General features: G+C 39.4%; 29 protein-coding genes. 13 read left to right on the top strand and 16 right to left on the bottom strand.

Annotated features, from left to right (window positions below; all coding sequences use genetic code 11):
- Window positions 1–143: 143 nt before the first annotated feature.
- Complete coding sequence (locus F580_RS0121665; protein ID WP_019029859.1) at window positions 144–2,000, bottom strand: GNAT family N-acetyltransferase; 1,857 nt, start codon at window positions 1,998–2,000, stop codon at window positions 144–146.
- Between the two features lie 228 nt (window positions 2,001–2,228).
- Between F580_RS0121665 and F580_RS0121660 the strand changes: the two genes are divergently transcribed.
- The 3 genes from F580_RS0121660 to F580_RS0121650 all read left to right on the top strand — a co-directional run bounded on the left by F580_RS0121660 (window position 2,229) and on the right by F580_RS0121650 (window position 4,771).
- The gene (locus tag F580_RS0121660) at window positions 2,229–2,864 is read left to right on the top strand and encodes a sulfotransferase (protein WP_019029858.1); all 636 of its coding nucleotides are present in this window, start codon (window positions 2,229–2,231) and stop codon (window positions 2,862–2,864) included.
- A gap of 139 nt (window positions 2,865–3,003) precedes the next feature.
- Window positions 3,004–3,576, top strand: coding sequence for a tRNA-(ms[2]io[6]A)-hydroxylase (locus F580_RS0121655; RefSeq protein WP_019029857.1), 573 nt, complete (start codon window positions 3,004–3,006; stop codon window positions 3,574–3,576).
- A gap of 541 nt (window positions 3,577–4,117) precedes the next feature.
- The gene (locus F580_RS0121650) at window positions 4,118–4,771 is read left to right on the top strand and encodes a LiaF domain-containing protein (protein WP_019029856.1); all 654 of its coding nucleotides are present in this window, start codon (window positions 4,118–4,120) and stop codon (window positions 4,769–4,771) included.
- A gap of 159 nt (window positions 4,772–4,930) precedes the next feature.
- Here F580_RS0121650 and F580_RS0121645 read toward each other — a convergent pair whose 3' ends face one another.
- From F580_RS0121645 to F580_RS0121625, 6 genes are all read right to left on the bottom strand, one after another.
- Window positions 4,931–5,236 carry a DUF1330 domain-containing protein gene (locus F580_RS0121645; RefSeq protein WP_019029855.1) on the bottom strand — a complete coding sequence of 102 codons (306 nt, stop codon included), beginning with the start codon at window positions 5,234–5,236 and terminating at the stop codon, window positions 4,931–4,933.
- Window positions 5,237–5,295: 59 nt separating this feature from the next.
- On the bottom strand, window positions 5,296–5,865 hold the full coding sequence (locus F580_RS0121640) for a nucleoside/nucleotide kinase family protein (protein ID WP_019029854.1): 570 nt from the start codon (window positions 5,863–5,865) through the stop codon (window positions 5,296–5,298).
- Window positions 5,855–6,253: a hypothetical protein gene (locus F580_RS0121635; RefSeq protein ID WP_019029853.1), complete on the bottom strand. Its 399-nt coding sequence runs from the start codon at window positions 6,251–6,253 to the stop codon at window positions 5,855–5,857. The genes F580_RS0121640 and F580_RS0121635 overlap by 11 nt, the downstream gene beginning before the upstream one ends.
- A gap of 19 nt (window positions 6,254–6,272) precedes the next feature.
- Window positions 6,273–6,752, bottom strand: a complete 480-nt coding sequence (locus tag F580_RS0121630; RefSeq protein ID WP_019029852.1) for a helix-turn-helix domain-containing protein — start codon at window positions 6,750–6,752, stop codon at window positions 6,273–6,275.
- 137 nt (window positions 6,753–6,889) lie between these two features.
- On the bottom strand, window positions 6,890–7,147 hold the full coding sequence (locus F580_RS26155) for a uracil-DNA glycosylase family protein (RefSeq protein WP_281167236.1): 258 nt from the start codon (window positions 7,145–7,147) through the stop codon (window positions 6,890–6,892).
- A gap of 10 nt (window positions 7,148–7,157) precedes the next feature.
- Window positions 7,158–7,649, bottom strand: coding sequence for a hypothetical protein (locus F580_RS0121625; RefSeq protein ID WP_019029851.1), 492 nt, complete (start codon window positions 7,647–7,649; stop codon window positions 7,158–7,160).
- A 291-nt stretch (window positions 7,650–7,940) separates the two neighbouring features.
- Here F580_RS0121625 and F580_RS0121620 point away from each other — a divergent pair, with 291 nt between their 5' ends.
- A complete protein-coding gene (locus F580_RS0121620; RefSeq protein WP_019029850.1) occupies window positions 7,941–8,351 on the top strand; it encodes an acyl-CoA thioesterase in 411 nt (136 codons plus the stop codon).
- A 100-nt stretch (window positions 8,352–8,451) separates the two neighbouring features.
- Window positions 8,452–8,796: a YajD family HNH nuclease gene (locus tag F580_RS0121615; RefSeq protein WP_019029849.1), complete on the top strand. Its 345-nt coding sequence runs from the start codon at window positions 8,452–8,454 to the stop codon at window positions 8,794–8,796.
- 10 nt (window positions 8,797–8,806) lie between these two features.
- On the opposite strand, the gene F580_RS0121610 is transcribed toward F580_RS0121615, so the two are convergent.
- The 6 genes from F580_RS0121610 to exaC all read right to left on the bottom strand — a co-directional run bounded on the left by F580_RS0121610 (window position 8,807) and on the right by exaC (window position 13,661).
- Window positions 8,807–8,998, bottom strand: a complete 192-nt coding sequence (locus F580_RS0121610) for a hypothetical protein (RefSeq protein WP_245560669.1) — start codon at window positions 8,996–8,998, stop codon at window positions 8,807–8,809.
- 43 nt (window positions 8,999–9,041) lie between these two features.
- Window positions 9,042–9,278, bottom strand: coding sequence for a hypothetical protein (locus F580_RS0121605; RefSeq protein ID WP_019029847.1), 237 nt, complete (start codon window positions 9,276–9,278; stop codon window positions 9,042–9,044).
- A 96-nt stretch (window positions 9,279–9,374) separates the two neighbouring features.
- Window positions 9,375–9,551 (bottom strand): amidohydrolase family protein, encoded by a 177-nt coding sequence (locus tag F580_RS26150; RefSeq protein WP_245560671.1) that lies wholly within the window; start codon window positions 9,549–9,551, stop codon window positions 9,375–9,377.
- A 245-nt stretch (window positions 9,552–9,796) separates the two neighbouring features.
- The gene (locus F580_RS0121600) at window positions 9,797–11,065 is read right to left on the bottom strand and encodes an MFS transporter (protein WP_019029846.1); all 1,269 of its coding nucleotides are present in this window, start codon (window positions 11,063–11,065) and stop codon (window positions 9,797–9,799) included.
- 85 nt (window positions 11,066–11,150) lie between these two features.
- A complete protein-coding gene (locus tag F580_RS0121595; protein WP_019029845.1) occupies window positions 11,151–11,969 on the bottom strand; it encodes a ribonuclease H family protein in 819 nt (272 codons plus the stop codon).
- 171 nt (window positions 11,970–12,140) lie between these two features.
- Window positions 12,141–13,661, bottom strand: coding sequence for an acetaldehyde dehydrogenase ExaC (gene exaC, locus F580_RS0121590; protein ID WP_019029844.1), 1,521 nt, complete (start codon window positions 13,659–13,661; stop codon window positions 12,141–12,143).
- Window positions 13,662–13,813: 152 nt separating this feature from the next.
- On the opposite strand from exaC, the gene F580_RS0121585 reads away from it, so the two are divergent.
- The 3 genes from F580_RS0121585 to F580_RS0121575 all read left to right on the top strand — a co-directional run bounded on the left by F580_RS0121585 (window position 13,814) and on the right by F580_RS0121575 (window position 16,264).
- On the top strand, window positions 13,814–14,731 hold the full coding sequence (locus F580_RS0121585; RefSeq protein WP_019029843.1) for a helix-turn-helix domain-containing protein: 918 nt from the start codon (window positions 13,814–13,816) through the stop codon (window positions 14,729–14,731).
- A gap of 99 nt (window positions 14,732–14,830) precedes the next feature.
- Complete coding sequence (ylqF, locus tag F580_RS0121580) at window positions 14,831–15,763, top strand: ribosome biogenesis GTPase YlqF (RefSeq protein ID WP_019029842.1); 933 nt, start codon at window positions 14,831–14,833, stop codon at window positions 15,761–15,763.
- Window positions 15,764–15,829: 66 nt separating this feature from the next.
- On the top strand, window positions 15,830–16,264 hold the full coding sequence (locus F580_RS0121575) for an HIT domain-containing protein (RefSeq protein ID WP_019029841.1): 435 nt from the start codon (window positions 15,830–15,832) through the stop codon (window positions 16,262–16,264).
- A 271-nt stretch (window positions 16,265–16,535) separates the two neighbouring features.
- Here the strand turns inward: F580_RS0121575 and megL are convergent, their stop codons facing one another.
- Window positions 16,536–17,777, bottom strand: a complete 1,242-nt coding sequence (megL, locus tag F580_RS0121570; RefSeq protein ID WP_040357833.1) for a methionine gamma-lyase — start codon at window positions 17,775–17,777, stop codon at window positions 16,536–16,538.
- Window positions 17,778–18,095: 318 nt separating this feature from the next.
- Between megL and F580_RS0121565 the strand changes: the two genes are divergently transcribed.
- The 5 genes from F580_RS0121565 (at window position 18,096) to F580_RS0121545 (ending at window position 24,943) form a co-directional block, all read left to right on the top strand.
- Window positions 18,096–19,706, top strand: coding sequence for a sigma 54-interacting transcriptional regulator (locus F580_RS0121565; RefSeq protein WP_019029839.1), 1,611 nt, complete (start codon window positions 18,096–18,098; stop codon window positions 19,704–19,706).
- Window positions 19,707–19,766: 60 nt separating this feature from the next.
- Window positions 19,767–21,632, top strand: a complete 1,866-nt coding sequence (locus F580_RS0121560; protein WP_019029838.1) for a protein kinase domain-containing protein — start codon at window positions 19,767–19,769, stop codon at window positions 21,630–21,632.
- 80 nt (window positions 21,633–21,712) lie between these two features.
- The gene (locus F580_RS0121555) at window positions 21,713–21,964 is read left to right on the top strand and encodes a VOC family protein (protein WP_157443211.1); all 252 of its coding nucleotides are present in this window, start codon (window positions 21,713–21,715) and stop codon (window positions 21,962–21,964) included.
- On the top strand, window positions 21,954–22,148 hold the full coding sequence (locus tag F580_RS0121550) for a VOC family protein (protein ID WP_026301600.1): 195 nt from the start codon (window positions 21,954–21,956) through the stop codon (window positions 22,146–22,148). The genes F580_RS0121555 and F580_RS0121550 overlap by 11 nt, the downstream gene beginning before the upstream one ends.
- Window positions 22,149–22,285: 137 nt before the next feature.
- A complete protein-coding gene (locus F580_RS0121545; protein WP_019029837.1) occupies window positions 22,286–24,943 on the top strand; it encodes a DUF5011 domain-containing protein in 2,658 nt (885 codons plus the stop codon).
- Between the two features lie 98 nt (window positions 24,944–25,041).
- Here F580_RS0121545 and lipA read toward each other — a convergent pair whose 3' ends face one another.
- Both lipA and lipB read right to left on the bottom strand, forming a co-directional pair.
- Window positions 25,042–26,028, bottom strand: a complete 987-nt coding sequence (lipA, locus tag F580_RS0121540) for a lipoyl synthase (RefSeq protein WP_019029836.1) — start codon at window positions 26,026–26,028, stop codon at window positions 25,042–25,044.
- Window positions 26,021–26,728, bottom strand: coding sequence for a lipoyl(octanoyl) transferase LipB (lipB, locus tag F580_RS0121535; protein WP_019029835.1), 708 nt, complete (start codon window positions 26,726–26,728; stop codon window positions 26,021–26,023). The genes lipA and lipB overlap by 8 nt, the downstream gene beginning before the upstream one ends.
- Between the last annotated feature and the right edge of the window lie 6 nt (window positions 26,729–26,734).

Here is a 26,734-nt window from a genome sequence, read left to right as displayed (position 1 = left end):
TCGTTAAAGTTCAATTAAGGCGTCAAAAGTACTCATTGACTAACGTCAACTCCGTGCTTTTTCCTTTTACTTGAGCTGTAACGCTTAAAGCTGAACAGTCACTGGATATTTAAGTCGTTTAAAATTTAACTATCAAATAGTGATTAACTTTCTACTGACTCTTCAATCAAGGTCAGCTTTAAACTCACTTCATCAAAATCTTCACTGGCTTGACGGACAAAACCGGAACGTTCGAATACTTTCAACATAGAGCCATTATCACTGCGTACACAAGCCACTAAGCTATCAAGTTTTCGAATTTTAGCGATGGCGATCATTTCACCAAGTAAGGTACTTGCCATACCGCGGCCACGTAAACTTTCTTTAATAACAAAGGCAACCTCACCACTATTAATACTTTCAATGTAATAATATCGAGCCACAGCTTGAATCGCTTCACCTAAAGAATCTTTCTTGGTAAAGCACAAAGCAAGATCTACATGTTGGTTCACGCTGACCAAGTTACAAGATTTCTCCCGAGTCATCTGGGTAATGTGATGGTTGTAGCGCATCATCAAGGTTTCTTTATTGTGGGAATAGAAAAACTCTTGTAACTTTCGCTCATCAGCCGGCGCTAATGGTCTTAAGATATAATTAATATTGGCAAAATTAAAGCGCTTCATTTCAATTGAGCCGAGTTCAGGTACCGAGCTAGGTGAGCTTTCTTGGTATTCCGGCACCCAATAATGTTTGCGGACATCGGCAAGTAGTTTATCCCTAAATTTAGGGTGAGCAATTCTGATCAGCTCTAAGGCACGCTCTCTAATACTCTTACCGCGCAAAGACGCAATACCAAACTCGGTCACCACATAGGACACATGGCCGCGCGAAGTTACTACGCCGCCACCTTCAGTGATATGGGCAACAATACGTGATATTTTGCCATCTCGGGTAGTTGAGGGCAGGGCAATAATAGGCATACCGCCTTTACTCAGCGATGCGCCACGAATAAAATCAACTTGTCCGCCAATGCCGCTGTAAAATTGATAACCAATAGAGTCTGAAACTACCTGGCCGGTTAAGTCGACTTCAATGGCACTATTAATCGACACCATGTTGTCATTTTTAGCGATTTTTACCGGTGAGTTGATATGTTCTGATGGGTAAAATTCTATGTGAGGATTACCATCAACAAAGTCATATACTTTTTGGCTGCCAATACAAAAAGTCGCTACCGCTTTACCTTTATGGTAGGTTTTTCGGCGGTTATTAATAACCCCTTTTAACATCAAATCAACCACGCCATCGGAGATCATTTCACTGTGAATACCTAAGTCTTTATGATTACCTAAATAACGTAAAACCGCTTCGGGTATCTTCCCTATGCCTATTTGTAAGGTAGCGCCATTTTCAACCAACATAGCAACATATTGACCAATTTGTTCGTTGCGGCGATCCACTTCGGGTGGTTTTACTTGCGGTAAATCTTGTGCAACGTTTATCCAGGCATGAATTTGATTTACATGCACAAAACTATGACCGTTAGTGCGTGGCATTTTCGGGTTGATCTGGGCAATAACATATTTAGCCGCTTTTACTGCGGAAGAAACGATATCAACACTCACGCCTAATGAACAGTAACCATACTCATCGGGTGGACTGACCATAATAAGTGCCACGTCGAGGGGTAAAATATTTTCATGAAATAACCGTGGCACATCGGAAATAAAACAAGGGGTATAATCACCACGCCCCTCGGCAATGGCTTCGCGAATATTTTTACCGCCAATAAATAAACTATTTACCTTAAATAAGTCTTTATGTTCACGCTTGGCCCATACATTTTCGGAAAGCGTTAAAATATGGACGGTTTCAATATCATGCAAGCCTTGGCTATTGGCAATTAAATCATCTATTAAGGCATTAGGTACCGCGGCATTGGAGCCGATAAAAATGCGATTGCCAGATTTTAGGTAATCAGCCCAGTTAACACTATCGCGCTGCTCATCTTGTGCTGTCATGAAATTTCCTTGGCTACTGCCTACTCTCAGAATGGACTAGGTTTGTGCTTGCTATGAACTCAGTATGCTCTCATAAATAAGGTATTTATTGATCACTGTCAATTGTGTGTTTGTTAAATGATGAAATAAGTTATAATTAGCTGTTTTTAACGTAATTTTGTCTGATTTTACTGCTATTTCACAGATGTATCAGTTTTATGTCTTTTCATATTTTAAGGGTTTAGTTCAGTGTCACAAGAGAAAATATTTATCATAGGTTTACCCAGAACCGCAACCACCAGTGTTTGCTTAGCAATGTTAGAGCAAGGTTTTAAAACCGCACATAATGCTTATACTCAAGACACTTTTTCTCAGGCGCAGGTACTAGCCGATACGCCGATATTTTGTGATTATCAAAAGTTGGATAAACACTTCCCTAACAGTAAGTTTATTTATTTGACTCGGCCTCCGGAAAAATGGCTGCCGTCAATCAAGCAATTATTACAACGCATGATAGTCAATTTACAACGCACTGATGGTGGTTTTAACCCTCACTTAAAACGTTGTTATAATGAAGTCTTCTCGCCACTTAACGACGAAAACCTTAACAGTGACGAGTTTTTACTTAGCTGTTATAACCGTCATCAACAAGGCATTGAAGTTTATTTTGAAGACCGAGCAGAAGATTTACTTACCATAGATGTCAGTGATGAAAATAGTTACCTGACCATGTTAGCTTTCCTTGATATTGATAGCAGCAACGCCAGAGAGGGCGGTTTTAAACAAATTAACCTTGGCGGTAAAGTAAAAGCCTGGCAAGGGCTTCATAACAAGTTAAAAGTAGAATCGACTAATAAAGGTAAAATTGATAAAGTGCTTTATTAAGCGAGATCAACTCTAGGCATATTAATTATTGTCCTAATCGGTGTTCACAGGTAAAATCACGCCAATTGTATTGAGTAAATTGCATTATTTAAAACGTGTGATTTTCATTAAGTAAATAAAGTTTTAGAGAGTAGTAAATATGTTTGAATTAAAACACCACACTGGCCAAGATTGGGTTGATGCTGTTATGGCTGACTTTAACCTATTTTTGCAAGACCATGCCGCAGCCGAGAAGAAAGCTTCAGGTATGGCAATGGCCATGTTGTCTCATTATCCAGACAAAGCTAAATTGGTTCGAGCGATGACAGACTTAGCTATTGAAGAGCTTATTCATTTCAAGCAAGTATTAAAGTTACTTGTCGCCCGCGATGTCACCTTAGGTCAAGATAAAAAAGACCCTTACATTAACCAGCTCCGTGCCTTGTTCCGTAATGGCACCAGCTATTTTATGATGGATAGATTACTGGTTGCCGCAGTGATTGAAGCGCGCGGTTATGAGAAATTTTGGTTAGTTTCACAAGCCCTGCCTGAAGGTAAAGACAAAGATCTTTATGTCGCTATTGCTAAGTCAGAAGAAAAGCATAAAAACTTATTTGTTGAGCTGGCGTACGAGTATTGTGACAAAGCTGAAGTTGATCTACGTTTAGAAGAAATTTTAATTGCTGAAGCTAAGATTTGTGCAGCTTTACCTATTCGCGCAGTCCTTCACTAATCGTTACTTATTCTCTTGGTGTATTACACAACGCTAAATCACTTATTGACTCATGTCATTTCTCGTCAATGAGTGATTTTTATTTATACTTGCACCTACACGTATACTCGTCCTAAATCTTACAATCTTTCTTTAAGCTCTTTCCTGCTATATCCCCCTGATTTTAGTCAAAATAACCAGTTAATTGTATTTATATAATTGCTTACTTTTTATTTTTATATAACTAATTGTATTTTATAGTTAATGTTTTTGGCACTGTCATTGCTACTACCTTTGTTATAGTGTTACTCATATGTAAATAAGTAATTTAAGCTTATATACCAGTTCCATTAATTAGGTGATCTATTTTATACGTAGAAAAAACTGCCAAATACAAGACGTTTACTTTGATAACTAGTTATTCAGGACAATATGCTCCTGCATTGTCTAACAAGCTGCATCCATGCAGCGTTAATTATTAAATAACGAAGTAGTTGGTAATTTTAGCAAGTAGAAATGATCACATAGTTAGTGGGATTTGTATAAGAACAAGGAAAGTAAAATGACCGTTACCCTAGCAGATAGACCCATTGAAACAGTCCGTAGCGAAGTGATTGATCAATTAATCATGAACTATAGCCACGGTGAAATATCATATGAGGCGTTTGAACGCAGGTTAGATCAAGCGATGGAATTGGCTAATCATCAAGCGCTTGTTGAGCTAACTAACGATTTACCCCTGGCGGTAGATAAAGCGTTTGTTGAAAGCAAAAAGCAAGACTTAGCGCCGAACTATGTTGCCGGTGAGGCCGAAGAAGTCGATACCATGGTGAATATCTTTAGTAGCAGCAATCGTGGCGGTGCCTTTAAGGTTGCCAAGCAGATACGTTATTTTAGTCTGTTTAGTAGTACTGAAATCGACTTTACTGATGCCATATTTAGTCAACAAGAAGTCCGTATAATAATGTTTAGCTTATTTAGTAGTGATACTATTTATGTGCCGGAAAATATTAATGTCGCGTCTAAAGCTTTTTGTATTTTTGCCAGTATTGATAACTCAGCCCCTAATAATGTCGCTAGCCATGTAAGTGCTACGACACCAACCATTATTATTGAAGGATTTTCAATATTTAGTAGTGTCGATATCGATTTAAAGCGCACAATGAAAGAGAAGTTCGTTAAGATGGCTGATAGTTTTAAAAAAATGTTCTCTTAACTGCTACTTGTTGAGTGAATGATAAATAATGAGATTATGTCTGTTGCTCTCTTTAGCGATTTTAAGGTTCAAGCAGCTAATCTCAACATTAATGACAGAAGTGTAAGCTAGGAATCTTCAGCCTAAAATCCCTGAGTCGTTATGTTATGAAGAGTCTTATTAAGTCTCTTTTTCATAACTTGCTATGATGGTGGCACTCGCCACCGACTCAACAAAATACTGCTCTTTAACCACTAGGTATTGAGCGTCTGAGAAAAACCCTTCCATTTTATTCTTATTGCTAAAGTTTATAGTAAATACTCGGTTGATATCACTATTTTCGGGTGAAATTAACACCTCGGATACTTTAAAATCATAGCCAAAATAACCTTGATAATCTGCAAGTATTGGTTTCATGGCTTTGCGGTAATGCTCATATTTGAGATCATCTAAAACATGTAAACCGACGAGTATTTCATACGACATATAATCCCCTTAACGTTAATATTTATAAATAGCGATATTTTGTTTACTTGAGTTAAAAGTTAGTTTGCCTTTGTTTTCAACCAGTCAATAATTGCACTTGTGGTCTCTTTAGTAGAGCGGTTACCCGAGATGATTAAATCACAATTTTGGCGAACTTTGTTAGCGGAACTGATGTAAATTTCTCTAAAGTGGTCATGGTATTTATCCAAGAAGTTCACCATTGAACTTAACGAAGCTGAACTATCACCAGTGAGGTTAGCAGTATGCCTTTTGATAATGCGGCTTAGGCATAACTCTAATGGTTGATCCAACAAAACGACATAATCAACTAATAAAGACATTGGGTCTCGCTCCCTGCCAAAAGGCTCTTCAATAAAAATGAAACTGCTGTTATCCGTCGATATTAGTTTTTGTAATGCACTAACAAATTTTGGTGTTTGGATAAGATCGAGGTTAGCGCCATGGTTAAGCCATCGTTTCATATCCTGGGGGTAAGTATGGCTATCGGTATGATCATCAAAAAGTAAATAGGGGCAAGTAAAGTGCTTTGCCAAAAATTTTACCGCGGTAGTTTTACCTGCGCCAGATACTCCGCTGATCGCGATTACTTGTGGTTTGTTATTTGTCATATTCCATCGCTTTTATCTGCTTTTTTTCTGCATCTGTTAATATCTTGTACCACCTAGGGTACGACCAACCATAACCCCATCTAAATGATGTAGGCAGATATGGACTGCCACCGACACGAACACCCGCTAGCATAAGGTTGGCGATGTGAGGCTCTCCTACTTGAGCAACACATTGGTGAAGTTTTTTATCAGCCAGCAGTTTTTCATGGTAAGTGCCACCTTGCCAATAAGCATAATCATGAGCAGTGCAACACGATAGCCATAATTGATTTTGCTTAAATGTGCCATCAGGAAATACACTACAGCCGTCTGTAGTGAAGGGTTTAATGTTTTCTGCATTCACGTAAAGTGAAATGAAGAAAAGTAAAAAGACAAAAGTAATACGCATTTACACTTACTCATTACATCTACTGGTTAAGTTTAGGGGGGTGGCTTGGTTCATGATCATACCAAATACCATGCTGATCACCGTGCCATATCAATCCGTGGTATAAATAAGCCGTAGCAAGCATAAGTAGACCGCCAACGAGTGCAGCTTCACTAATAAGACCTAAACAGCAAAATATAAAGCCACTTATATGGCCAATCATTTCAATGCGATAGGCTGATTTTCTACTGGGTCTGGTTTGTAAAAAGTTAAAAACAAACCAGCACTTTAATAACAAAGGTAAATTCTTCCAGTTATCTGATTTTTTATCTATCATAAATTTCTCCTGATTCAAGGTTGTTACATCAACATCAAGTGCAGCAGCAATACATTTAAGAGACTCTAAGCTCGCCTTTTTTCCGCTTTCTATACGTTGTATTGTCCTAACATTTAATCCAGACATTTGAGCTAATTGCTCTTGTGAGAAGTGACGGTTAATACGCAGTTCTTTGAGAATCATTAAATTTACCTCTGTACTTTTGAATCACAAGTATTCATTATTTTTGTTATTGTCGGTGACGATTTCTACCTGACATTAGCCCGACTTGCAGCCGACATTGGCTGATTACACATCTAAACCAAGGGAAAGTTTATATTCTAGGTATTACTATCTTTTAATGACTCGGCAACACGAAGTCGAAGTATAGGGAGTAGCTCGGTCTCAAACCAGGAGTTTTTGTGAAGCCAGAAGTTATTTCGAGGGCTAGGGTGTGGCAGCGGAACTATATTTGGCCAGTAGCTTTGCCAGGATTTTACCAAGTCAGTCACTGAAGCGTTCGCCTTGCCCAAATGATACTTCTGGGCATAACTGCCCAGTACAATAGTGAGTTCTATGTGTTTAAGCTGGGCAAGGATTTTTTCCCGCCTAGTTAGCTTCGGATTTATATATAACCGCGGGTACGGAATTAGTCACCGCTAAAATAGACTCTAACTCTGAATAGTTGTCTTTCATGTCAACCAATAGAGCAAACCTGCTAGCGCTACCTTTATCATTACCTACTCTCGTTCCTATGACAAAAGTCCCGGTATTTGATATCACATTTACTACAACTTTAAAGCAATGGGGATTTAATATATTAACTTTATCTGAATCAGACAAGTTAAATGACTTTAAGCAATAACTCCCCGGCTCTAAGTAGATCGCTTTTGCTTTGCCGTTTTGATTGATTGACTTTATTTTTTGTGTTTTTTCATTAATTATTTGGTAGACGTTCCACCTTTCTTGGTAAGTTCTCATAATCGGTTTATCTTTGTTATTTAGTTCAACACTTTGGATTGAAATTAAAGTATTAGGGATTTCAGCGAACGCAGTAGCTCCTACAAAAAGTGATACAAAACAAAGTGAATTCCATCTCATCGGGTAATCTCCAAGTTATTAATACTATGGTATAAAGACTCTGTACTTCTAGAGTTATCGGTTACTTTTTAGCCTACATCAAAGTAAGTTAAAATGAAAGTCTACTATTTAAAACCAAATGCTTCCCTGAAATTATTTAAGAATGTTTTGTTATTTTAATGACAAAGCTATGTCTATTAACAAGCGAATTAGCTAACAAACCTATTCTTAGAGCTAATACTCAATAACTAGTATTAATAGTGCTATAATAGGTCATACCACTTAAATAAATATGTTACCCAAAGGTCTATTATGCGCTTTCTTTCTCGTCGTCTTGTGATGCCCAACGATTTAAATTACGCCAATTCTTTATTTGGCGGTCGCGCGCTCGAATGGATTGATGAAGAGGCGGCCATTTACGCTATCTGCCAATTAGAAACCAACTGTTTGGTAACCAAGCATATTGGTGAAATTAGTTTTGAATCTGCTGCTATGCAAGGAGATGTGGTTGAGTTTGGTTTAGAAACTAAAAAAGTAGGTCGTACTTCTATTACCGTGACTTGTTTAGTCCGTAATAAAGCCACTAAAAAGACTATCTGTTTAGCCGATGATATCGTTTTTGTGCAAGTTGATGCGGAAACTCGTTTACCTATACCACATGGGAAAACCTTGGAAGTATTAGAGCAGCAAACTAAAGTTGAAATAGATACCCTCAATATGTAGTACTGCTTTGTAATCGCTATTGCTAACTCTCGCTATTGCTAAGTAAAGTGCTTAGCAATACACTAGTGTTACTGTTCACTCATTTATGTCCTGAAATCCTATGTCCACTGATCGCTTTGGCACTAGTGCCAACTACAAACAACAAGAAAAAGGTTATCGTGACCGAGCATTAAAATTATACCCTTGGGTATGTGGTCGCTGTGCCCGTGCTTTTGAGTTTTCTAACTTAAGAGAATTAACCGTACATCATATGGATCACGATCATACCAACAACCCTAACGATGGTAGTAACTGGGAATTACTGTGTATTTACTGTCATGACAATGAACATGCTAAATATACTGACCATGCGAACTATAAAACGGAAGTAAAAGCGGGCGATACCAATCAAGATACCGCCACCTATAACCCGTTCGCCGATTTAAAATCAATGCTGAAGAAGTAGGGAACTGCTTCTAAACCGCTTCTTGGGTGAGATATTGTTCGTAGCCGGAAATGCCAAAAAAACGAATAGACTTATGCTGTTTGATTTTTTTGGCAATTAATAGCTCTCCGCAATAAATCTTAACGACTTGTTTATCACCGTTGCTGTCGGTTTCATAATCATGCTTACTATTGAGCCTAAGGTTATCAAACTCAGTTTTCATAATTAACTTCATCGCTTGAATACTCTCTTGGTCTACTTAAAAATTACAGTTGATCAATGTCCTTTTTAACTTGGTAACCCTCATCAGTAACAATAGTTTCAAGTACTTGTACACGTTCGGTTAGGGCTTGTATTTCTTTGCTAAGACCATCACTTTTACCATCAGCATCATGATTGTGGGCAATTGTTTTAGCTTTGAATTCGAGATGTTTGTTATACATCTTATATAAAACGCCAAAAACGACACTGACAATAACAACCACCATAGTTGTACCACTCATAATTATCTCCTTTTTATTTTTGTTTTGCGTGCTTAACGCTCAAAGATTAACTCAAAATATTAGTTATTAGTCAATTGTTCTTAGCAATATAGCTGCTTAATGCTTTACTGGATACTTTTTACCTTCAAACACTGTACCCCAAATTTTAATATCTTTAAGCTTTTTAGGATCTACTTGGTAGGGGTCTTGTTCTAATATAGCAAAATCAGCATTTTTACCCGCGACAATAGAACCTATTTTATCTTCCCAACGCTTAGTCCAAGCGGCATCAATAGTTATGGCTCGAAGCGCCTCATCAACCGTGAACTTTTCTCCGGCTATGTTTTATTACCGTTGATGGTTACTCGATTTACTGCGGTCCACGCCAGCGTTAGCTGCATGCTCAGCCGCTTGGCTGTTAAAGCCAAATCACGGCCACAGCGCTGGAAATTAGCAATGAAAATACTTGTTCTGAAAGCTTCATTTTTTCTCTGTGATAAATTAATTGTACGGAATAGGGAAACTAAATTTTTATAACGTTAATTTGTTTCTGCTGACTTTAGCAATATCGATTTTTGGTGTTTATGATAAAGGGCTATCACCGCACAAAGTACCAAGATAAAAGGTATGCTGGTTATTACTACCCAATGCCATCCAGCGTTAAATAATACCCAACCTGCTAACAGTGATGCTGCGGCTTGAAAACCAAATAAAACAAAGTCATTGGTCGCTTGTACTTTATGTCGTTCGCTGGCGTGATAACTTTGTGGTAGCAGTGAAGTACCTGTTAGGAATAAGAAGTTCCAGCCTATGCCTAGTAATACTAAGGCCCACCAATAATGCATCACTTCATGACCAGAAAGTGCGATAAAGGCGACTACCCCGTAAACTAAAGTACCGATGAACATAAGCCCTTTTAATTTGATGTACTTTATTAACCAAGGGGTAAATAACGACGGCAAGTACATGGCAGCAATATGGCTTTGAATAACCCACTTGGTCTCATTTAAACTGTGGCCTTGCATGTTATGCATACTAATAGGGGTTGCCGTCATTAAGTAACTCATCAGGGCAAAGCCAATGGTGGCAGTGCCGATGGCAATCAAAAAGATAGGTTGTTTAACAATTTCGCTTAACGGCCTTGCTTCACCAACGGTTTCATCTTCATTGATTGTCGGATTTTTAAAAGCCGACATTATTACCATGGAACAAATAGTCAGCACTGCGAGTAATAAAAATGAACCAGCATAACCAAAAGGAGAATTGAGTAAATCTTTACCCACTACGGCTACTTCAGGGCCTAAAAAGGCGGCGAAAACACCACTTAGCATCAAAATAGATAATATCTTAGGTACATCGTCGCTCTTTAAGCTACTTTCAATCGCGGCGAAGCGTAATTGTTGACCGAAGGATCCACCGACACCAATCAGTAAACTAGCAAAACAAAATAGTTCAAACACAGCCAATTTTGCCGCAAATATCGCTATGATAGCCGCCGTCAACGAAAAACTTAAACCGGTATAAACAGCAAACTTTCGACCTTTGTTTTTTGCTAACATAGCCGCAGGAATAGAGCCGGCGGCTACACCTAGAATCATGAGTGTTAAGGGGAGGGTGGCCAGAGAGGGATCGCTGGCCATCTTACTCGATAATATACCGCCAATAAAAACGATAATGGACGAAGCTGACATCACTAGCGGCTGAGAAATAAATAATAACCAGATATTTCTCGGTAGGGTAAATATTCGCGAAAGCACTAAGGCCGTTAACAATAAAAGCGCGAGAGTAATCAGGATATTAATGGGCATAGTCAGCTTAGTATTAAGTCAGTTTAGTTTTAAATAAGTTTAATTAGGCTCGCTTAAATTGTGAACGGCTTAGTTTCAGAACCATTTAACCAGATTCGAGGGCAAGAAGAGCTTTGATGTTAATTTCCTCGCTATAACGTATCATAGCTTCTTGGTGTTTTTTTCTGGCTAATACGGCCATTCTATCGGCCAATTCATTACCTTCTATATTGGCATGGGCTTTAACATGACGAATAGTGATCTTAGTGTGCATGGTTTTATAAAGCGCATAACATTGTTGTACTAGCGCTAAGTTTTTGACTTCTTCGCCTTTTCCACGAGTCCACCCCTTGGCTTGCCAACCTTTTGCCCACTTAGTGATACAGTCAATTGAATATTTTGAATCAGAGAGGATACAAATACTTTGCTCTTTATCTTTATCAATAAAGTGCTGCGCTATTTGAAATGAAGAAAGTAAACCGTTTAACTCGGCAGTATTATTGGTACCGTTTGGCTGATACAAACCGTAATACAAAGAGGTAACTTTACCTAGTTCATAAACCGCTAGGCCGGTGCCTGATTTTCCAGGATTAGGTGAGCATGCACCATCACAATATATTTCAATATCACTTGGGCCATTAGGGCTTATAGTTGCCGTTTTAGCACCAGTACTTTTACTCGCTGTTTTGCTCGTAGTTTTCCGGCTAGAGGGTGACGCAGCACTTGCTCCGCTATTTTTACTTAAAGAACGTTGCATTAATGCTTTGGTATAAGTTGAAGCAAACGCTTGCTCGGCGGCACTTTTTGATTCAAAACCCATGTATTGTGCATCAGAGCGACCGGCAGTATGTTGCTGTACTTCAGGCCAAGTAGTGAAAACACCGGTTTTTGCACCTTTCCAGATGACGTAAAATTTTTTACTCATAAATTTATAGCTAATTCTTGAATGATAGAGAAGGTTTATGATTAGCATTATCAGCAATTAGCTAGCGGTTAGCCAGAAAAATAATGCCCATATCACTAATGTGATATGGGCATTATGTAAATACTTATGTATTTAAACTCGTTTGGCTTAGCCTAGTTTGGATTAACTGAGTTAGAAAAAACCCAGAGGGTTAATATCGTAACTTACCAGTAAATTTTTGGTTTGTTGATATTGTTCTAACGCCATTTTATGGGTTTCACGACCCACACCCGATTTTTTATAACCACCAAAGGCAGCATGGGCAGGGTAGATGTGGTAACAATTAGTCCAAACACGGCCCGCTTGAATTTTACGTCCCATGCGATAAGCGCGATTCATATCACGTGACCAAACACCCGCACCTAAACCAAATTCAGAACTATTTGCTAACTCAAGTGCTTCAGCTTCATCTTTAAAAGTGCAGACTGAAATAACAGGGCCAAAAATTTCTTCTTGAAAGACCCTCATATCATTTGTACCTTTAAGTAAGGTCGGTTGAATATAAAAACCACTGTTAAGTTCATCGGTTAATTGTTCAACGTTACCACCCATAAGTACTTCCGCGCCTTCATCTTTACCGATTTGGATATAACTTAAGATCTTATCAAACTGCTGCTTTGATGCCTGTGCGCCCACCATGGTTGTTGTATCTAAGGGGTTACCGCGAGTTATCGCTTTAGTGCGTTCGATGACTTTTTCGACAAATTTATCATAAATATCTTCTTGAACGAATAAACGTGATGGGCAGGTACATACTTCACCTTGGTTAAAGTAGGCAAGTACAGCGCCTTCAATACATTTACTTAAATACTCATCTTCATGATCAAGCACATCTTCAAAGAAAATATTTGGCGATTTACCGCCAAGCTCTACCGTTGACGGGATAATATTTTTTGCCGCGGCTTGCATTATTTTTTGACCAACAGGTGTTGAACCCGTAAAAGCAATTTTAGCTATGCGTGTACTGCTAGCCAATGCTGCTCCTGCCTCAGCGCCAAAACCATTAACAATATTGAGTACGCCTGCCGGCAAAATGTCTTCAATTAACTCCATCAATACTAAAATTGAAGCGGGGGTCTGCTCTGCAGGTTTTAATATGACACAGTTACCTGCCGCTAATGCGGGCGCTAACTTCCAAGCCGCCATAAGGATGGGGAAGTTCCATGGGATAATTTGACCAACCACACCTAAAGGTTCATGAAAATGATAAGAAACAGTTTTCTCATCTAACTCAGCTAATGAGCCTTCTTGTGCGCGTAAACAGCCAGCAAAGTAGCGGAAGTGATCAACGGCCAGAGGAATATCTGCCGCTAAGGTCTCTCTTATTGCTTTACCGTTATCCCACGTTTCGGCAACAGCAAGTAATTCTAAGTTTTGTTCAAGGCGGTCAGCAATTTTCAATAAAGCATTTGAGCGGTCAGTTACCGATGTAGTACCCCAGGCATCTTTTGCTTTATGTGCCGCGTCGAGGGCAAGTTCAATATCAAGGTGATCAGATTGTGGGATTTGACAAAATACTTGCCCATTGATTGGACTAATATTATCAAAGTATTTTCCATTTTGAGGTTCAACCCACTGGCCACCAATAAAGTTTTGATAACGTTTTTTGAAGGTAATTAGAGCCTTTTCTGAGCCGGGATTTGCATAAATCATAATATTTCCTCTGAAGTGTAATTACTAGGGTCGATAGTTTTTATTGTTGTATTTTTGGTCAAGTTTATTTACCTTAGTCAATAAGCGAATGCTTAACTGTGCTGTAAATTCAGAAAACTTGCCTACTAGTTCAAATTAGCGGATAAACTTTTATGATCAGACAAGCGATAGATAGTGTCAGACACCCTCCTAAGGTACTGGTTGAAAATAAAATCAGCTTTGCCGGTCCGGAGTCTGAATTGAGTATTTATGATACTTATCAACAAGCCAAGAAGGTTAAGTTACAGTCGGATCAACTGCTTTTTTGCGCTATGGTGACGGGTAAAAAAGTGATGCATAGCACGCAAAATGATTTTCATGGTGAATTTTTACCCCATGAATCTTTTATTATGGCGCCGGGCAGCTCGGTAGAAATTGATTTTCCCATTGCACAAATCTCCCAGCCGACCACGTGTTTAGCGATAGAGATATCAAGGGAGCGGGTGCAGCAAGTTTCAGCCATGTTAAACCAGCAGCAACCGTTAAATCAGGTCTTTGGTCATTGGCAATATGACAATAAACTTGTGCATACCCATCATAATAGTGAAACACAAAGTGTATTAAACCGTATTGTGCATATCTATACCGAAAACCATCCTGATCGCAGTGCCATGGTTGCTCTAGCGGTATCAGAATTGACCATTAGATTATTACATCAAAAAACCCGTGATTTTATTTTGGCATTTTCACAGCAAGAGCCAGATAACAATGGTTTAAATGCCGCGTTAAACCACCTTGAACTGAATTTAGCTGAACATCTAAATATTGATGACTTGGCGCGGATTGCTTGTATGAGCAGGACCAAGTTTTTCTATGAATTTAAGTTGCACTTAGGCTGTAGTCCTATGGCCTATCAATTACAAAGACGACTTAAACAAGCTGCAGGTCTATTAAAGACGGGGCAGCAGATAACGCAAACGTGCTTTACTTTAGGTTTTAGTAATACCAGTCACTTTAGTCGATGTTTCAAAAAGCTCTACGGTATCAGTCCCCGTCAATACAAAGAGCGTTACTTAAGCCGTTTGCTATAGCTTGTTTAAACTAAATTGTCAGTATGGCTAGCCACCTTGGCTAAAAACTTGTTAAAATTAGCGCATTATTTATTATTTATTAGTTAAATTAGGATTTTCATGGCGATTAACTGGTTTCCAGGCCACATGCACAAAGCGCAAAAAGAAATAAAAGAGATATTACCGCAAATAGATGTGGTTATTGAAGTGTGTGATGCGCGTTTACCCTTTAGTAGTGAAAACCCCATGATCACTGAGATCCGAGGCGATAAACCACTGATAAAGATACTGAATAAAAGTGATTTAGCCGATCCTGCGGTCACCAAAATTTGGTTAGATTATTTAGAATCTCAGCATAATGTCAAAGCGATTGCTTTAACCACTGAGCAGCCGAGCGTCGCAAAAAACCTTATTCATTTAATTAGAAAAATGGTGCCTAATAAAGATGAAGAAGGTAAACAAATTAACGCGATGATAATGGGTATACCTAATGTTGGTAAATCCACATTACTTAATACCTTAGTCGGTAAAGCAAAAGCTAAAGTGGGTAATGAGCCCGCAGTCACTAAAGGTCAGCAGCGTATTCGTCTTGAAGAAGGTTTATACCTTTTCGATACGCCTGGCATGTTGTGGCCTAAAATTTACAATGAAAACTCTGGCTATCGTTTAGCGGTCTCGGGTGCGGTGAAAGATACAGCCTTTGATCATGACGATATTGCCTACTTTGCCGCAGACTACTTACTGAAGAATTATCCAAAACGGCTAATGGATCGTTATGAGCTTGACGAATTACCTGAGCATGAAGAAGACCTAATTGAAGCTATTGGCAGAAGACGCGGTTGTGTTAAAAGTGGTGGCCGAGTAGATTTATACAAAGCGTCGGTAATTTTGATCAATGAAATTCGTGATAAAACCCTAGGGCCTATTTCTTTTGAGTTACCAGATATCGTAGTGGCAGAGAATCTGCACTTTGCCGAATTAGAAGAGAAACGTATTGCTGCACGAGAAGCTAAAAAGACTGCTCGTGGTCGTGGACGTAAGAATAAACGTTAATTTTTATCGGTAGTACATTTGTTGATAATAGATTGTTTGTAAAGCACTGATTAATAAGGTTTTGATATGAGCGAAACGACACTTTTCACCCTACATGCACAGTTGGAAAAAGATAGTATTGAGTTGGCCGACTTTCCCTTGTGTAAATTACTACTATGTAACGATAGTGCTTACCCTTGGTTTATTTTAGTACCGAAAGTTGCTGATATCAGTGAAATTTACCAGCTAGATTGGCTGCAACAGCAACAATTACTCAATGAATCGAGCTTATTGAGTGAATTGCTTATGCAAGTCTTTAGCGGCGATAAAATGAATGTTGCCGCACTAGGTAATGTGGTCGAGCAACTACATGTTCATCATGTGGTTCGTTTTAAAGATGACGCACAATGGCCAAAACCTATTTGGGGTCAGCAAGCTTTAACGCCTTATTCAGCTGAAGAACTAACCGTGCTAAAAGATAAGTTATTGCCACAATTAGCGATTATCTTCGCGGAGAAATAGTTTTGCCGATAAGTGATTTTTGCTGATAAATAGCTTTCAGGTAATAAATTACCATAGAGATTAATTAAAAAGCCTCAATATGTTATTCACATATTGAGGCTTTTTTTTGTTAGACTTTTCTAACATCTAACATCTAACATCTAACATCTAACATCTAACATCTAACATCTAACACTGGCACTAACGTTAGCATTCAGCCGCGATATAAATGCCAAATTATAATGACTACTGCACATCATAATTAATGGTCACTAATCATAACTAATATTAGTTAAGCAGCACTAGATGCTTTAGTAATACAGGTAACATTGTCGGCTTTACCTTTAGTCACCTGTGCTAAGGCTTGCGATAAATCGGCAATAAGATCGTCGACATGTTCTAAGCCAACTGAAATTCTGATCAAGCTATCGCTAATGCCTGCCTCTGCTCGTTCTTCGGGTGTATAAGGTGAGTGTGTCATGGACGCTGGATGTTGAATCAATGACTCAGCATCACCTAAACTCACCGCAATGGAGAAAAGCTCCATCGCATCGATAAAGGTTGTGCCGCCGGTGAGGTCGGTATTTAATTCAAAAGCAATCACACCACCTGCGGCTTTCATTTGTTTACCTATAAACTTGTATCCGGAGTGACTTTTAAGGCCAGGGTAATATACTTCTGCCACCATAGGATGTTGCTCTAAAAACTCAGCGACGGTTTGAGCATTGCTGCAATGTCTATCCATGCGTATAGGTAACGTTTTAAGGCCGCGCATAATCAACCAAGCATCATGGGGACTTATGGTTGCGCCAATGTCTTTTAAGGTGGTCATTTTTATTTCGTTGATCATCTCAAAACTAGCACAAACAATGCCAGCGACAACATCACCATGACCGTTGAGGTATTTAGTGGCACTGTGCACCACAATATCGGCGCCAAATTTAGCGGGCTGCTGTAAAACAGGAGTAAGAAAGGTGTTATCTACTATGGATAATAATTTATACTCTTTGGCAATGGCACAGATTTTTTCTAAATCTAATACCACCAAATTTGGGTTAATTGGCGTTTCTAAAAAGATTAACTTAGTATTTTCTTTTATCGCGGCTTTGATATTTTCAGGCTCAGTCATATCGACAAAAGTCACTTCTATAGCGAACTTTTTAAGCATGTGATTCATCAAGGCGAATGAACAGCCATAAACGGCTTTTGATGAAATCATATGGTCGCCAGCTTGTAAATTAGTCAGTAGAGCCGCTGAGACCGCAGCCATTCCTGTAGCCGTTGCAGCGGCATCATCCATGCATTCCATAGCAGCAACTCGTTGCTCCAGTTGGCGAGTGGTAGGATTGCCTAAGCGTGTGTAGATATAACCTTCGCTTTCACCAGAAAATCGGTCGCCACCTTGCTGAGCACTATCAAAAATAAAGGTAGAGGTTTGATATAAAGGCGTGGCTAGTGAGCCAAACTGCTCATCATTAATTCTGCCGGCGTGAATGGCTTTAGTTTCTATATTTTGGCTCTTAAACTGGGTCATAGCGTCTTCCATAATAGGTTAGATTATTATTGTTATATTTGAAGTGTTCTTCTCTTTAACTTTTCTTTAGCTTTATTAGTGCAATTTTATTGCCAACTAAAAAAGTCATTGTTTTTCAGTTGGTTAGGTTTTTTTACAGGAGGTATTTAATTTGACTGTAATATATTTATGACAGTGGTGGGTTGTGAACCGAGCTTTATTAACTAATTTGAGCCATTAAGTATGATTTTATAAGGGATTATTAATAGCTTATGGCTTTGTACTATTATTGTTACTGTGTCATATTTATAGTACAGCCTATTTTAAAGTGTAGCTTTTATGCGTATTGTTATTGAATCTAATGACCGAATTGGTATTTCACAAGAAATATTAGCGGTGTTCGCTAAGCAAGCGTGGAACTTAAAAGCAGTAGAAATCATCAGCTGTTTTACTTATTTGCATGTTGAGTATGATGAATTGACCTTGGCTAAGATTCAGCATTGCTTAGTTAATATCGTTGGGCTGATAAGTGTCGAGCCTATTAATTTATTACCTAGCGAGCAACGAGAAAATCACTTGCAAGCATTATTAGATAAAATGCCTGAGCCTATTATTGATGTGGATGATCAAGGGGTGATTTTAGCGATGAATAAGGCCAGTCATAAACTTATGCCAAAAGCAGCAGGGCTTAAGTCTGACTTTATGGCGACAGATTACTTGGGTAAACCAATTGACCATTTTATTGGCAAAATAAACAAGGCTATGCTCTCCAATGCTGCAACAAGCCAAGCTATTACCATTCAAGGTAAAGCATACATTCTTGATATAAGTCCGGTTTTATCTCATACCTCTTCCAATTCTGCTACCAAGCCGGCACTAAATAAGAGTAACCAAGTTAATGGCTCAGTATTACTGCTGCGGTCTATGAATACCCTAGGTCGACAAATATCATTATTGCAAAGCCATCAAGAGCACAGCTTTGACAATATAATTGGTCAATCAAAAAGTATCAGTTTAATTAAAGACCAGGGGCGGCGTTTTGCTGAATTGGACTTACCGGTACTGATTAGTGGTGAAACGGGTACCGGTAAAGAGTTAATTGCCCGGGCTTTACATCAGGCGAGTTCAAGAGCTAAAGCGCCTTTTTTAGCCATTAATTGTTCGGCATTGCCTGAGCATTTATTAGAGAGTGAACTCTTTGGTTATGCCAGTGGAGCGTTTACGGGCGCGAAAAAAGGCGGAAAACCAGGCTTAGTTGAATTGGCGGAAGGCGGTTGTTTGTTTTTAGATGAAATTGCTGAAATGTCACCGTATTTACAAGCTAAGTTATTACGTTTTTTACAAGACTTAACTTATCGCCGTGTTGGTGGTACTAAAGAACTCGTGGCTAATGTTCGTATTGTCAGTGCTAGCCATCAAAATTTAGCCAAGTTAATGGTTGAAAAAACTTTCAGAGAAGACCTTTATTATCGGCTAAATGTGCTTAGTATTGAACTACCGCCACTTCGAGATCGTATTACGGATATGAGCCTGTTAGCTAATTTATTTATAGACAATGCAGTAAAACAAGTCCGTAACAGTCAAGCAAGCAATTTTACTAAGCCTAAACTGACCGGGCAAGCACTAGCCTTATTACAGGCATTTCCTTGGCCAGGTAATATTAGGCAATTACAAAATGTATTATTTAGCGTAGTCGCTTTAAATACCGGCGGCAATATTAGCGCAGATGACTTACAACAAGTACTGAAAAAACATTCGGCTAATACCTCCCAAAGTAACGATGTTGCCAGAAAAACCATTAAAAATTGGTCTAGCGCGCAGAGCGATTTTGAAGCGAAGTTATTGGCGGATTTATATCCATTATTTCCAACAACACGTAAACTAGCTGAACGTTTGAATGTTTCTCATAATAAAATAGCGATGAAGCTAAGAGAGCATGGTATTAAGTAACAGCTTGAGCGGTTAAAACGAGTGTTAAACGAAAGTGGCAAACAGCAGTGAGCAATAAAAGTGACCAATAAAAAACTACAGCATTTCTATATTGCTCAAGAGCAATCAATTTACTTACTTAGTCATAAAGATGCGACTAAATTAAAACAATGGGTTGAACTTTGTCAGCAACAATTAAAGCAACTTGGCTTTGAAGAGGTAGCACTGTTAGGTAAAGGCGCGTATGGCTTCGTTTTTTCTGGTATCAAGGGCAAAGACGATTTAAAGGACGAGTTGCCCGTTGTTTTTAAATTCTCGCGTATTAACTTACCTCAGCACGTTCAAGACCGCTTAGCAGAAGAGGCGGATATTCAAGGTCAACTCGATCACCCACAAATCCCCAAGGTGATTGAGTACCAGAAGATTAAGCGGCAATCTATCTTGCAAATGGGTAGAGCCCCAGGGTTAGACTTAGAAAAATTATCGCTGCAAGAGGGACCCTTACCACCTGAGTTGGTAGTAAGTATCGCCTTACAATTAGCGGATATATTGTTGTATTTACGTCAGGCCGATAACCATAAACAATTAAAGCCTATCGTCCATGGTGATATCAAACCGTCGAATCTGGTTTATGATAAAAGTACGGGTAAAGTACAGCTTATTGATTGGGGATCATCGGTGAGTGCACAGCTCGATTGTAATCAACAGAGCACGAGCACCAACGTAATGGAACTTATGAGCAGTGACTTACAGCATAGCAATGCCAGATTAGGTGATGTCTATTTTATTGGCCCGGAACAACTAAATGGCGGCTTATCAACGCCACGATTTGATGAACAAGGTTTAGCTGCAACCTTGTATGCATTAGCATCGGGACAATCATGCCGTTATGGCGTAAAAGTGATACCAGTGAATTCTTTAGGCTTGCCCAAGTTACTCGCGCAAGTATTAACCGGCATGTTAAGTGATGATAAAAGGTTGCGCAGCCAGGCAGGGGATTACTTTTTTAACAACCTTCATTACCTCAAACAAGTTGTCTTGGCGGATAAACCTACCACAATAAAGGCTATTGCAAAGATCCCAGTATGGGTGAAACCTCAAAGTGAGCAAATAGATACCGTAGTGTATGGCTCAAGAAAGTCATTTTTACGTGAGCAAACCCATTATGATAGCTTATCGGGCATTGATGATGCGCAACTAGATAAATATTATAAGAATTATCTTATGGGCATGGGGGATAATGAAAAAGCCTTTATTGCGGCCTTAAGCCGATTAGGGAATTTCCCTGTCGTTGGCGGTATTGCCATTCGTTGGGCCAAGGAAGGGGTTTATATTGATTCAAACTTAACCTTATTTGACGAGGCATTAAAAATTTCTTTTACCAGTGCGGTAAATAATATTATTCATTTAGCCCAAGGGATATTCCGTGTTGGTGTTTTTAAAAGTTGTTTATTCAACGCCCGTAATACGTTGCATGTTGAACGTCTTAGTGAGAATCAAGCTTTTATTGCTGACAGTAACCAAGCCATAGTTTTTGAAGTCAGTGATGTACCTGATGTTGATGATGTAACCCGCTTACACTCTTATTTTGAAGATGGTAAGGATCCCGATGAGTATTTATACCTTCCCGATGAATTGATGGCTGTGCTAGCTGAGCTAAACCTTATTCACCATACCGGCTGTATTATTTTTGAAGTTTTACCGAAACATTTAAAAATCCACAGTTATTTAAGGCTGTTAAACCATGAAAAAGAGACGGAATTTAAGCAGTGCTTAGCTAAAATTTTAGCCTTATTACCGATCATCAATGGCATTGGTATTTCAGGCTTTATGAAACTACCGTATAAAGACACCCGATTTTTTGAACATATTAGTTGTATGCCGGATAAGTTTTACCCGAAAAATCCTAAGTTGAGTATGCCGACCAGTGAAAGTATCGATGGTTAGCTACTATGGTTTTCAGGGGCGTATATTCCACTAACTACAAGCCCATTTTCTCGCTTCATTTAGTAGAGAGAGACCGTATTATGTATGGAGAAAAACTGGGAGAAATGGCTTGGATGGATTTATCTGTACCGGATGCACAGGCGGTGAGTCGATTTTATCAAAGCGTTTTAGGTTGGAATAGTGAGCCAATGCCAATGAGCCTTGATGGGGAAACTTATCATGATTTTGTTATGACCCCACCCAAAACAGACAGTGCAGCAGATAACAATGAATCAGAAAAGGCTCCAGCCACTGGACAAGCTTTCGCTACCGGTATTTGTCATGAAAGGTGAAAATAAAGATATGCCAGCGGTGTGGTTACCGTATTTTTTTGTTAAAGACCTTGATCATTCAATCGAAAAAATTAATGAACACGGAGGAAGGTTAGTAACTAATATTAAAAATGTTGGTACAGACCGATATGTTTTTTTCAACAATCCTGCAGGAGCCACGGCGGCAATTTATCATAAAGCTTAATTGATATTATTATTATTTCTTTAATTATTCGCTAGAGCCTTTTAGCCATGACCATTTACGCGATAACTCTCTTGGTAGCGAAATCTTAGTTAGTAGCCTATATTTATTTCACTCTTATAAAATAAATGAAGGTTATTATGTGTAAAATATCTAAGTTTTGGGGGCAAAAACCTCGCGCTATTTTATTATCAGCAATGATTTTAACCTTGTTATTGTCGGGGTGTGGTGGTAGTAGTTATGGTGATGATGATAAAGTGACCGCTGATACCGTTGCTCCGATAATCACTTTAATTGGGGAAGCTGAAGTTAATTTTTTACTCAATGGCAGTTATACCGATGCAGGGGCAACAGCAAATGATAATGTCGACGGGGCAGTTAGCGTAGTTATCACGGGCAGTGTTGATACCATGAAGGCAGGTCCTTATACCCTAACATTTACTGCCACGGACTACGCTGGTAATGTTAGCACTTTAACTCGTACCGTCACTGTGGTACCGCCAACCCTAACTGGTACGGCCGCCGCCGGAGCTGCTATTGTTGGTACTGTCACTATTAAAGATTCCTTAGGGGTAACAATATCTGAATTAATCGAAGCAGATGGTACTTACTCGGTTGATGTGACGGACTTAACCCCACCATTTAGATTACGCGCCGAGGGCACTGTTGGCGGAAAAACCTATAAACTTCATTCCTATGCAGAAGAGGCGACCTTAGATGGTACGGTAAATATAACGCCATTTACCGACTTGATCATTGCTAATGCTGCTCATCAAATAGCTGAAGCTTTTTTTGATGAAACCTCGCCGACAAACCTAGACCCAGTAGAACTTGCAGCCCAAGAAGATGCCCTGCAAGCAAAACTACAAGCGGTATTTGATGCCCTTGGATTAGATTCAGCAATTAACCTACTCACCACGACTTTTAGTGCCGATCATTCTGGTTTAGATGCCGCGTTAGATATTATTCAAATTGAAACAGACCCAACGACGCATATTGCCACAATACAAAATATATTAGATGGCTCAAGTATCGAAGATGATATTACTGATCCGGATGACAACCAATCGGTTATCGTAGTAGACACTGCTGCTTTGATTACTGCAGTCAGCGACACTCAAGCTATCGCGGCATTATTTAATAGTTTCACTGCAGTATTTTCTGATGGTTTACCAACGTCGGCAAGCATTGGTGACTTTTTCGGGGAAACATTTCTTCATGAAGACCAAGCTAAGAGTCAGTTTTTAACCGACATTACTACCGACCCTAGTATCATAGGTATTAACTTCTCTAGCATATCAGTGCGCGATCTTGACTCAACGGCAGGTACAGCGACAGTCGACTTTAACGTGAGTTTTCATGGCATCGTTGAGGCCGAAATTGAAACATGGCAACTACAAAGAAACAGTGAGTTAGTCTGGCAGTTCTTAGGTAATCAACAATTCTTTGAAGCTGACCTGTTGAGTTTCCATTGTAACGACTTTGATGGTACTGATTCAACGACAGGTGGTTGTGGCTTAAATGTTTCCTTTTATGATAATGACTTCACAAATAATGGCACCAATGATGCGCCATTAGCTTCTGGAACCATGACGATTATTGACGGCACCGACGGCGAAACCGTGAAAGATATTGTTTATTTAGGTAATCCTGAATTCATAGGCGCAGGTGAATTACAAGTCTATAATCAAACATCGCAGATGTATCAGGGGGATTATGCAGACTTTGGTGAATCTGCCGGGGAGGTAGACCCGACGATTTTTGTCGTTGGCGACATTATTCGTTATAAATTATATACCGAGCAACTTGACCTAACTGTACCTGGTCAGCCTATGGTTAGTACCGGGAATGAAGTGGCAATGTTTGATAAAATATTAATGCACTTACCTGAAACTACTGGCCGCTATCCAGCATTAACCGCTGAGGCCCTTACTGCTTTTGATAACTTTGCTTTAGATGAAGATTTAACTGTTTCATGGACATTACAAATGGGCACTGTTATTGATTCTATTAGGGTTGAAATCAGTGATAACCAAGGTAACTACTATGATGTTGAAGATGAAAGCATTGCGCCAGATGCAAGCAGCACGACCGTTGATTCATCGGTGTTTTCACAAGACTTGTTAAATGACCTTAATTTTGATCAAACAAACATGACCTTGTTAGTGCGAATTTACTCGATAGTGCCGGCAACCGGGCAAACACATTCTACTGACTATCGCAGAAACTTTGATGGTACCAGTGAACCTGGTGATGGTACTGCAAATATAATGTGTAATACCGAATCGCCATGGGATGATGATAACGATAAACCAACGGTATTTTATTCGATTAATGACTTTGAAGCCGCGGTCGCAGATTGTGCCAACCAAGCAGAACTTCCTGATTTTTCTAAAACTAACTTAGAGGGACTTACTTGGTATGTTGATGATGAACGGATTGCCTTTGATTCAACAGCAAGTACTTTCGTGATTACTACCTATGGTGACGATGGAGTATTAGGCAATGAGGACGATGAAACCTTTTATGGCACAGTAGCTGATTATGCTACCAATGTTATTGAGCTGTCATTTTCATTTACTCCAGGTGGAGACATTGTTGGTCGTGATTTGATCAGAGTGAAAGGCAGTGAAATTTTCCAGGGAAAAACGGTTTATACCGCTGTTATTCTTTGGGAGTTTTATGACTGGGCTGAGTCCGATGGCGATAAAATTGATAAAGCTCATCAAGGTGGTGAATTACATACCGGATCGTATGCCCTTGATGCCGACTTTGATTGGGATGCTTGGGATAACTAATAAGCATTAGTCATCATTTCAACTAGGTAAAAAGCCAGTAGTATTATTGCAATACGACTGGCTTTTTAGGTTTATTCACTAACATGTCTGTGTTGAAGTTACTTAACTTCTTCACCGGCAGCTTGCTTGTCAGCATGATAACTTGAGCGTACTAGTGGTCCACAAGCAGCATGAACAAAGCCCATTTTTTTAGCTTCACGTTCGAGCATGGCAAAATCATCTGGATGCACATAACGTTCTACCGCTAAATGGTCTTTACTTGGTTGTAAGTATTGACCGATAGTGAGCATAGTAACGCCATGGTTACGTAAGTCTTGCATAACCGCTAAAATTTCTTCGTTAGTTTCACCTAAACCGACCATTAAGCCAGATTTAGTTGGCACAGTAGGGTTAGCTTCACCAAAACGTTTCAGTAAGTCTAATGACCATTGATAGTTAGCACCTGGACGAACCTTGGTATACAAGCGCGGCGCAGTTTCCATATTATGGTTAAAAACATGCGGCGGATGTTGATTAAGTATTTCTAATGCTCTGTCCATACGACCACGAAAATCTGGCACTAAAATCTCAACTTTAGTGTTTGGCGCTTGCTCGCCAATTTCTTTTACACAATCGGCAAATTGTTGTGCGCCACCATCACGTAAATCATCTCTATCTACCGAGGTAATAACTACGTATTTTAAGCCCATATCTTTTAAACTATGGGCAAGTTTTTTCGGTTCATCTTTGTTGGGCGGTAGTGGGCGGCCATGGCCAACATCACAAAATGGGCAACGTCTGGTACATAGGTCACCTAAAATCATAAAGGTAGCCGTACCGTGATTAAAACATTCTGCTAAGTTTGGGCATGATGCTTCTTCACATACCGAGTGCAGGTTGTGCTTACGTAAATTAGCTTTGATGGCATCAATACGTTCACTCGAACGAGGTAATTTAATGCGTAACCAACTTGGTTTACGTAACATAGTAGCTTTTGTTGAGCTGACTACTTTAATGGGAATGTGAGCTAATTTATCGGCATCGCGAAATTTTTCGCCGGCTGCACGATTGGCTGTTTTTGTTGCTGAAGTCAAATCACTACTCATGATGCGTGTTCATCTCGTTTGGTAAACCTGCTTGATAACTAACATTCTTAGCGGCAAGTAAGGTTATTAAATGTTTTACTAACGCAGTACCTGCGCTGGCGGTATCTTTTGGGCCTTGTAAATCGACCGTTTGTATCATTTCTAAACCCGCATAACCACAGGGGTTGATACGTAAAAATGGCGATAAATCCATATTGACATTGATGGCTAAACCATGAAAAGAGCAGCCTTTGCGTACTCGTAACCCTAATGAGGCAATTTTTTTCTCATCAACATAAACACCGGGGGCGTCGGCCTTAGGATAAGCGGCTATATTATAATCCGCTAAGGCTGCCACGATACTATTTTCTATCAAAGTAACTAATTGCCTAACACCAATTTTTTTACGGCGCAGGTTAATCATACAGTAAATCACTTGTTGACCTGGGCCGTGATAAGTCACTTGACCACCTCGGTCTACCTTTACTATTTCAATATCACCAGGTACTAACAAGTGCTCAGCTTTACCGGCCTGTCCTTGGGTGAAAACAGGCGGGTGCTCTACTAACCATAACTCATCGGCAACACTGTCATCACGATTATCAGTAAAGCTTTTCATGGCATGCCAGACTTGGCTGTAATCCATGGTATCTAATTGTCGGATAACTAATGAGTCAGCAAGGTTAATAAACTCTTGCTCGACGGTTGAATTTTGCTGCACTAGGCA

This window comes from Colwellia piezophila ATCC BAA-637 (assembly GCF_000378625.1).
Lineage (GTDB): Bacteria > Pseudomonadota > Gammaproteobacteria > Enterobacterales > Alteromonadaceae > Colwellia > Colwellia piezophila.
This window is presented reverse-complemented; position numbering and strand designations above follow the sequence as displayed.

Coding starts and splice junctions, on each gene's coding strand:
- F580_RS0121665 (WP_019029859.1), bottom strand. CDS start 2,000: ATGACAGCACAAGATGAGCAGCGCGATAGTGTTAACTGGGCTGATTAC.
- F580_RS0121655 (WP_019029857.1), top strand. CDS start 3,004: ATGTTTGAATTAAAACACCACACTGGCCAAGATTGGGTTGATGCTGTT.
- F580_RS0121650 (WP_019029856.1), top strand. CDS start 4,118: ATGACCGTTACCCTAGCAGATAGACCCATTGAAACAGTCCGTAGCGAA.
- F580_RS0121645 (WP_019029855.1), bottom strand. CDS start 5,236: ATGTCGTATGAAATACTCGTCGGTTTACATGTTTTAGATGATCTCAAA.
- F580_RS0121640 (WP_019029854.1), bottom strand. CDS start 5,865: ATGACAAATAACAAACCACAAGTAATCGCGATCAGCGGAGTATCTGGC.
- F580_RS0121635 (WP_019029853.1), bottom strand. CDS start 6,253: ATGCGTATTACTTTTGTCTTTTTACTTTTCTTCATTTCACTTTACGTG.
- F580_RS0121630 (WP_019029852.1), bottom strand. CDS start 6,752: ATGATTCTCAAAGAACTGCGTATTAACCGTCACTTCTCACAAGAGCAA.
- F580_RS0121625 (WP_019029851.1), bottom strand. CDS start 7,649: ATGAGATGGAATTCACTTTGTTTTGTATCACTTTTTGTAGGAGCTACT.
- F580_RS0121620 (WP_019029850.1), top strand. CDS start 7,941: ATGCGCTTTCTTTCTCGTCGTCTTGTGATGCCCAACGATTTAAATTAC.
- F580_RS0121615 (WP_019029849.1), top strand. CDS start 8,452: ATGTCCACTGATCGCTTTGGCACTAGTGCCAACTACAAACAACAAGAA.
- F580_RS0121610 (WP_245560669.1), bottom strand. CDS start 8,998: ATGAAAACTGAGTTTGATAACCTTAGGCTCAATAGTAAGCATGATTAT.
- F580_RS0121605 (WP_019029847.1), bottom strand. CDS start 9,278: ATGAGTGGTACAACTATGGTGGTTGTTATTGTCAGTGTCGTTTTTGGC.
- F580_RS0121600 (WP_019029846.1), bottom strand. CDS start 11,065: ATGCCCATTAATATCCTGATTACTCTCGCGCTTTTATTGTTAACGGCC.
- F580_RS0121595 (WP_019029845.1), bottom strand. CDS start 11,969: ATGAGTAAAAAATTTTACGTCATCTGGAAAGGTGCAAAAACCGGTGTT.
- exaC (WP_019029844.1), bottom strand. CDS start 13,661: ATGATTTATGCAAATCCCGGCTCAGAAAAGGCTCTAATTACCTTCAAA.
- F580_RS0121585 (WP_019029843.1), top strand. CDS start 13,814: ATGATCAGACAAGCGATAGATAGTGTCAGACACCCTCCTAAGGTACTG.
- ylqF (WP_019029842.1), top strand. CDS start 14,831: ATGGCGATTAACTGGTTTCCAGGCCACATGCACAAAGCGCAAAAAGAA.
- F580_RS0121575 (WP_019029841.1), top strand. CDS start 15,830: ATGAGCGAAACGACACTTTTCACCCTACATGCACAGTTGGAAAAAGAT.
- megL (WP_040357833.1), bottom strand. CDS start 17,777: ATGACCCAGTTTAAGAGCCAAAATATAGAAACTAAAGCCATTCACGCC.
- F580_RS0121565 (WP_019029839.1), top strand. CDS start 18,096: ATGCGTATTGTTATTGAATCTAATGACCGAATTGGTATTTCACAAGAA.
- F580_RS0121555 (WP_157443211.1), top strand. CDS start 21,713: ATGTATGGAGAAAAACTGGGAGAAATGGCTTGGATGGATTTATCTGTA.
- F580_RS0121550 (WP_026301600.1), top strand. CDS start 21,954: ATGAAAGGTGAAAATAAAGATATGCCAGCGGTGTGGTTACCGTATTTT.
- F580_RS0121545 (WP_019029837.1), top strand. CDS start 22,286: ATGTGTAAAATATCTAAGTTTTGGGGGCAAAAACCTCGCGCTATTTTA.
- lipA (WP_019029836.1), bottom strand. CDS start 26,028: ATGAGTAGTGATTTGACTTCAGCAACAAAAACAGCCAATCGTGCAGCC.